The sequence below is a fragment of the Dietzia sp. SYD-A1 genome, assembly GCF_015356725.1.
In the GTDB taxonomy this organism is placed as follows: domain Bacteria; phylum Actinomycetota; class Actinomycetes; order Mycobacteriales; family Mycobacteriaceae; genus Dietzia.
Map to the genome: position 1 here is coordinate 1 of NZ_JADDKI010000063.1, position 6,607 is coordinate 6,607.

Annotated in this window: 6 protein-coding genes and 1 riboswitch; of the genes, 3 read left to right on the forward strand and 3 right to left on the reverse strand. The window is 71.0% G+C overall.

The genetic code is table 11. The features are described from left to right. The coding region (locus tag IY392_RS03315; RefSeq protein WP_309233991.1) for a DUF3017 domain-containing protein at positions 1–322 on the forward strand (322 nt) is incomplete at its 5' end. A gap of 20 nt (positions 323–342) precedes the next feature. Here IY392_RS03315 and IY392_RS03320 read toward each other — a convergent pair. From IY392_RS03320 to IY392_RS03330, 3 genes are read right to left on the reverse strand one after another with little or no spacing between them, the layout of a single operon-like run. Further along, positions 343–780, reverse strand: coding sequence for a hypothetical protein (locus IY392_RS03320; RefSeq protein ID WP_107755893.1), 438 nt, complete (start codon positions 778–780; stop codon positions 343–345). Further along, positions 777–1,946: a homoserine O-acetyltransferase gene (locus IY392_RS03325; RefSeq protein ID WP_182612897.1), complete on the reverse strand. Its 1,170-nt coding sequence runs from the start codon at positions 1,944–1,946 to the stop codon at positions 777–779. Before IY392_RS03325 ends, IY392_RS03320 begins: the two co-directional genes overlap by 4 nt. Before the next feature lie 11 nt (positions 1,947–1,957). Further along, the gene (locus IY392_RS03330) at positions 1,958–3,292 is read right to left on the reverse strand and encodes an O-acetylhomoserine aminocarboxypropyltransferase/cysteine synthase family protein (RefSeq protein ID WP_107755894.1); all 1,335 of its coding nucleotides are present in this window, start codon (positions 3,290–3,292) and stop codon (positions 1,958–1,960) included. A gap of 52 nt (positions 3,293–3,344) precedes the next feature. Then, a riboswitch (SAM riboswitch) is annotated at positions 3,345–3,460 on the reverse strand. A 200-nt stretch (positions 3,461–3,660) separates the two neighbouring features. On the opposite strand from IY392_RS03330, the gene IY392_RS03335 reads away from it, so the two are divergent. Both IY392_RS03335 and IY392_RS03340 read left to right on the forward strand, forming a co-directional pair. Then, complete coding sequence (locus IY392_RS03335; protein ID WP_182612898.1) at positions 3,661–4,533, forward strand: bile acid:sodium symporter family protein; 873 nt, start codon at positions 3,661–3,663, stop codon at positions 4,531–4,533. Between the two features lie 104 nt (positions 4,534–4,637). Then, positions 4,638–6,607, forward strand: a 1,970-nt coding sequence (locus IY392_RS03340; RefSeq protein ID WP_194860487.1) for a VWA domain-containing protein, incomplete at its 3' end; no start/stop codon positions are given.

The window sequence follows — 6,607 nt, forward strand, 5'->3', positions numbered from 1 at the left end:
CCGGCAGACCGACGCCCGGCCCCGCCGCACCCGTCCCGCGCGGCTTCGCTGGTCGCAGATCCGGGCCCAGTGGCCGCTCGCACTGGTCCTGGTCGGGATCGTTGTGTCGTTGGGGTTCGTGATGTTCGAGCGGTGGCGCCGCGGGGCGTTCCTGCTGGGGATCATGGCCCTGGCCGCCGCGGTACTGCGGGCGGTGGTGCCTGACGAGCGCGCGCGACTCCTCGGTGTGCGGGGCAAGGGTTTCGATGTGGCCTTCTACCTGGCGGTCGGCGTGGTCGTGCTGTGGCTCGCCACATCGATCGACTCGCTCGGGACGGGCTGAGTCGACCTCCTCCGCCGGGCCTAGTTCAGTCGCAGTGGCACGCCGTCGCGGACGTGGTCGCGCACCCCGTTCGACGCGAGCAGCAGGCCCATCGCCACCAGTGCACACAGGGACAGAACGCTGCCCAGCACCGAGATGAACGTGACGCTGTCCAATACCATCCGCGCCAGCGTGCTCACGGCCAACAGTGTCACGGCCACCCCGATCACGGCCCGGGCAGCGCGGTGGGCGCGCCACAGCATCACCGCGCCGGTGATCAGCAGCACGCTCAACACCAGTGACGACGCCGCGGTCAGCGCCATCGGGCCGTACTCGGCCGTGTCGTAGCCGCCTCTCGCGGTCGCGGTGATCCCCAACAGGGTGGCGAAGCCGATGGCCCCCCCGATGATGCCGAGACCCACGGCCAGGCCTGTCAGCCCGAGGGCGGCGGACCGGTTCGGACGGTCACGGTCGGTCATGCGGGTCCTCGCGATCTGTCGGGCGTCCCGTGGGCGGCGAGTTCCATGGTCCTGGCGAGCATGGGCCCCACCACGTCGGATTCGGTGAGGAACCCGTCGTGACCGGCGGGGCTGTCGATCACCACCAGAGGATCGGCCCCGGGCAACAGCGCGGCCAGTTCCTCCTGCTGCCGCAGGGGGTAGAGACGATCGGTGGTCACCCCACCGATGACGCACGGGACAGGGCAGGAGCGCAGTGCCCGCTCGACCCCACCGCGGTCCAGGCCCACGTCGTGACGGTTGAGCGCATCGGTGAGCAGGACGTAGCTGCAGGCGTCGAAGCGGGAGACGAGCTTCCCGGCCTGGTGGTCGAGATAGGACTGCACGGCGAACCGCCCCGACATCGACAGGTCCTCGCCACGGGGGTCCTCGCCGGGCTGCGGTCGGTTGGCGAACCGCTCGTCCAGTTCCACCTCGCCCCGGTAGGACAGGTGCGCGATACGTCTCGCGATACCGAGACCGGTGACAGGAGTGCGGCCGGTGCCGTGATACCCGCCCTGCTGCCAGTGCGGATCGGAGGTCACGGCCATGATCTGCGCGGTCTGCACACCGATCTGGTCGGCGGAGGCGCGCGCACCCACCGCCAGGACGCAGCCGGCCCCGACGCGGTCAGGGTGTCCGACCATCCACTCGAGCGCCCTCGCCCCGCCCATGGAGCCGCCGACCACCGCGGCCCAGCGGTCGATACCCAGCAGATCGGCCAGGGCGCGCTCGGACTCGACCATGTCGCGGACGGACACGGCGGGGAAGCGGGCACCCCAGTAGTGGCCGTCGGGGTGGAGCGAACTGGGGCCCGTCGAACCGCGACACCCACCGAGCACGTTGACGGACAGGACGCAGTAGCGATCGGTGTCCAGGGGCAACCCGGGGCCGACCAGACCGTTCCACCACCCGGGCGTCGGGTGCAGCGAGTCCACGGAGCCGATGACGTGCGAGTCCCCGGTCAGCGCGTGTTCGACCAGGACGACGTTGGATCGATCGTCCGCGATCCGGCCCCACCGCTGCACCGCGAGGGAGACCCCCGGGAGGACGACACCCGTGGACAGCGTCAGGTCGCCGATGGCGACACGGCCGAGGGTGCCGTCACCCGGGGGCAGCAGGGTGAGCGGATCGGTGGGGCGGATCATCCGGGCAGGGGTCAGGACAGCGCGGCGAAACCGAGCTCGAGGTCGCCGATGATGTCGTCGACGGCCTCGATGCCCACCGAGAGGCGGATGGTCGCCGTGGTGACCCCGGCGATCGCGTTGGCCTCGGGCGTGCCCTGGGAATGGGTGGTCGTGGCCGGGTGGCACACCAGCGACCGGACGTCGCCGATGTTGACCAGGCACGAATGCAGCTTGAGGGCGTCGATGAACGTCCACGCCCGGGCCTTGACGTCCTCCTCCGACGCGCCCTGCGGTACCGCGAGGTCGAAGGTGACGATGGCGCCCGCCCCCTTGGGGGACAGCTTCTGCTGGAGGGCGTTGTAGGGCGAGGAGGCCAGACCGGCGTACTGCACCTTCGCCACGTCCTCGCGCGACTCGAGCCACTCGGCCACCCGCTGGGCGTTGGACACGTGGCGCTCGATCCGCAGGCTCAGGGTATCGATGCCCTGGATGAGGGTCCACGCGTTGAACGGCGAGGCCGCGGCGCCGGTGTCGCGCAGGAGCGTCACCCGGGCCTTGAGAGCGAGTGCCGGCGCACCGAGGTCCGCGTAGACCAGACCGTGGTATGCGGGATCCGGCGTGGTGAAGGACGGGAACACGTCCTGCCCGTCGCGCTGCACGCGCCAGTCGAACGTACCGCCGTCGACGAGGATGCCGCCGAGGGAGGCGCCGTGGCCGCCGAGGTACTTGGTGGCCGAGGACACGACCACGTCCGCCCCCAACTCCAGCGGCCGGATCAGGTAGGGGGTGGCCACGGTGTTGTCGATCACGAGCGGCACCTGGTTGCGGTGCGCGACCTCGGCGATCGCCGGGATGTCGAGGATGTCGTTGAGCGGATTGGAGATCGACTCCCCGTAGAACAGCTTGGTGTCGGGCCGGACGGCGGCCTCCCACGAGGCGGGGTCGTCGGGGTTCTCGACGAAGGTGGTCTCGATGCCGTACTTGGGGAGTGTGTGCCGCAGCAGCGTGTCGGTACCGCCGTAGAGGCGGGGGGAGGCGACCACGTGGCCGCCCGACTGGGCGATGGCCTGGATCACCGCGGTCTCGGCGGCCTGGCCGGAGGCGAAGAGCAGACCGGCGACACCGCCCTCGAGGGACGCGAGGCGATCCTCCACGGCGGCGACCGTGGGGTTGGTGATCCTGGTGTAGATCGGGCCCATCTCGGCGAGCGCGAACCGGTCCGCGGCCTGCTTGGCGTCCGCGAAGACGTACGAGGTGGTCTGGTAGATCGGCAGATTGCGGGCACCGGTGTCCGAATCGACCGGCTGCCCGGCGTGGACCTGGCGGGTCTCGAAGGCCCAGTCGGGATTGCTGTTGTCGTACGTCATAGGGGCGGAGCCCCTCCTCTCGTCAGAAGGGTCCGGCCGCGTCACGACAGCGGACCCGCGCTTGCCTGTCACCCGGGTGGGTGGTGGCCAGGTCGTCTCCCGGGGCACCCCACCGCGGTGGAGGGTTGCCGCCCAGCGAGCCGGGGCTTGTCGCTGGAACTCATGACCTGGGGAGAGGTTAGCCTAAGCCGCTCGGCGGCGGCAACGCGGGGTAAAGGCCCGAGCTGGCCGCCCGTCAGTCACCCCGATCCCGAGTCCGGGCGGAACCCCCGGAAGGTCGGCGTCCGACCGGTTACGGTGATCGGACAGTGGTCCATCTCACCCGATGGTCGTCACCCGTTGACGCGCGAGCACCCGAGGAGTCCCACGTGGACCAGAGTCCCCTGATCGACATAGGCCTGCCCATCGCACTGGCGATCATCATGGTCGGCATCGGGCTCAGCCTGACCAAGGAGGACTTCGCGGTCCAGGCGAGGTCGCCGTGGGCGACGATCGTCGGGTTGTTCGGCCAACTGGTCCTGGTTCCGCTGACCGGCGTGGCCGTGGCGCTGGCGTTCGGGCTCTCCCCGATGTTGGCCCTCGGCGTGGTCCTGGTGGCGGCGACGCCCGGAGGTGCGACGTCGAACCTCATCACCTATCTGGCCCGGGGCAACGTCGCGCTGTCGGTCATCCTCACCGCCCTGAGCTCCGTGGCTGTGATCCTCACGCTGCCCATGTGGTTCGGGATCGGCGCGCGGCTCATCCCCGGAGCCGCGGACGAAGAGGTCACCGTCCCGCTTGGTCAGACCTTCGGCCTGCTGCTGGGCGTCATCCTCATCCCCGTCCTTCTCGGAATGATCCTCCGCGCGCGCAAGCCCGCCCTGGCCGCCCGCATCGAGCGCTTTGTCGGCATCGTCGGACTCGTCGTGTTGGTGCTGCTCATCGTGGGCATCGTGCTCGGCGAGAGGGACCGGATCGTGGACCTCATCGTGGCCGTGGGGCCGGCGGTGGTCGTCCTCAACCTGGCGCTGATCGTGATCGGTGGCCTACTCGCGTGGATCTGCCGCCTGCGCCGCGCCGAGCAGATTGCGATCGCGGTCGAGTTCGGCATCAAGAACACCACCCTGACCCTGCTCATCGCCTTCACCGTGATCGGCGACGACGAGGTGGGGCTGGCGGCCGCCGTCTACAGCATCGTCATGTACCTCACGGCGTTCCTCGTGGTCTACGGCGGCCGGCGGCTCATGCGCACCGCCGCGTAGAACACATCGCGGTCCCGGCGGGGGCGCTCAGTCGATTCGGGGCCGGCGCCCGGATCGCGGAAGTAGGGTGGCGCAGGCGACGCCACCGCAGCTGAGGAGCCTTCGTGTCAGTGCCGCCCCGCCCTCCGACCACATCGACCGGACGGGGCCTGACGGCGGTGATCGCGGTCCTCTGCCTGTGTGCGCTGATCGCCGGCGCGGGCCTCGTCAGCGCGCCCCGGGTGCTCGGCCAGCAGTCGCCCGCGGATCCCTCTCCCGCCGGCGGTGCTCCCGGTGACGGCAGTGTCGCGATCGTCATGGACGCCTCGAGTTCCATGCTCGAGGCCGATGTGGGCGGCACCCGGTTGGCCGCCGCCCAGTCCGCCGCCCGCGAACTCGTGGAGTCACTACCCGAGGGTGCGCGTGTGGGAATGCTGGCGTACGGGAGCGAGGAGTCCGACGCACCGGACAACCGGGACGCCGCCTGTCGCGACGTCGTCACGCTCGCCCCCGTTCACCCTGTCGACAAGGCGGTCCTGACCGATCGGATCGACGGACTCACGGCGCGCGGATACACCCCGATCGGCAACGCCCTGCTCGCCGCGGCAGAAGAGCTCGGCGACGAGGGTGAGCGGTCCATCGTCCTGGTCTCGGACGGGCTCGACACCTGCGCGCCGCCGGACCCGTGCGAGGTCGCGGGTGACCTCGCCGGAGCGGGCGTCGACATGACCGTGCACACGGTGGGGTTCCTCGTCGACGACGCGGCGCGAGCCCAACTCGAGTGCATCGCGGGGGCCACGGGCGGTCGCTTCACCGAGGCCTCCGACGCGGCCTCGTTGTCCGGACGACTGCAGTTCCTGACGCGCCGGGGTATCGAGGGATACCAGACCCGCGGGACCCCCTTCGAGATGGGCCGGACCCTGCGTGACGCGCCGATGCTGGGGGAGGGGCTCTATCGCTCCGAGCTCACCGGGGCCGCGGTGAGCGGTGGTCGAGGGCCCGCCGGCCACCTGGGCGTCGAGATACCCGACGGGCACATCGCGCACGTGGCGGCGACCCTCATCCCGCCCGTCGACCCCGATCCCACCAGTGGAGTCACGGCCGCGGGCCTGCGGATCGAGGCCGAGCACGTCTCGGAGGAGTGCCGGGTGACCGGTTCGGACACGAGTTACGAGGTCGGCGGTGGGTGGAAGTCGCCGGGAGCGACACATCTCGTCATCCCCTCCGCGGAGAATGATCCCGCGTGCGGTCCGGACGGATACCGCGTGATCGCGCAGCGCACCGGGGTGTCGGCCTCCGAACTCGAGGTCGAGGTGCTGGTCCAGTTCGAGCCCGTGCCCTCCGACGACGAGCTCACCGGATATCCGGCGGTGCGGTCCGTGCCGGCGGACGCACCGGCCCCCGACTTCGGTGAGGCCGTCCCGGTGGCCGGTGGCACCAGCTTCAACGGTGCGGACGCGGTCGGGCCGGGCACCTACTCCGACGCCCTGGTGCCCGGGGAGACCCGCTTCTACCGGGTCCCGGTGGAGTGGGGTGAACGGCTGGCGCTCGGCCTGCGCGTCCCCGGGTCCGTCCGCGGTGCGCTGGACCACATCCAACTGGAGGTGGCCAACCCGTTCCGGGTGAAGCCCTCCAACGCGGTCCGCACCACCTTCGAGGACGGGCCGGAGGAGGTGTTCCTGCTCGACACGGCCCCGGTGCAGTACCGCAATCGTGACGGCGACCGGGAGATGAGCGTCCAGTCGCAGGCGGGCGAGCACTACGTCATGGTGTCGCTCAACGACGGGTCGACCTCGCTGCCGCGGGGGATCGAGCAGCCCTTCGAGCTCGCGGTCGCGATCGACGGCGAGCCGGCCCCGGGGCCGGACTGGCGGCCGGTGTTCGAGGACGGTCCCGAACCGGGTCCGGGCGGTGTGGCCCCCACCGCATCCGACCAGGACCCGACGGCGGTCGACGACCAGCCCATCGCGGCGGCGGACGAGGGGGCCGACGATGGCACGGGCTGGGCGTGGATGGCCGGTGGCCTGCTCGTCGTCGCGCTCGCGATCGTCGTGGCGGTCGCACTGGTGAGGGGACGGAGGGGTGGTGGTGGGGC

Excerpts from the sequence above, each read along its gene's own strand:
- IY392_RS03320 (WP_107755893.1), bottom strand. The coding sequence starts at position 780 with ATGACCGACCGTGACCGTCCGAACCGGTCCGCCGCCCTCGGGCTGACA.
- IY392_RS03325 (WP_182612897.1), bottom strand. The coding sequence starts at position 1,946 with ATGATCCGCCCCACCGATCCGCTCACCCTGCTGCCCCCGGGTGACGGC.
- IY392_RS03330 (WP_107755894.1), bottom strand. The coding sequence starts at position 3,292 with ATGACGTACGACAACAGCAATCCCGACTGGGCCTTCGAGACCCGCCAG.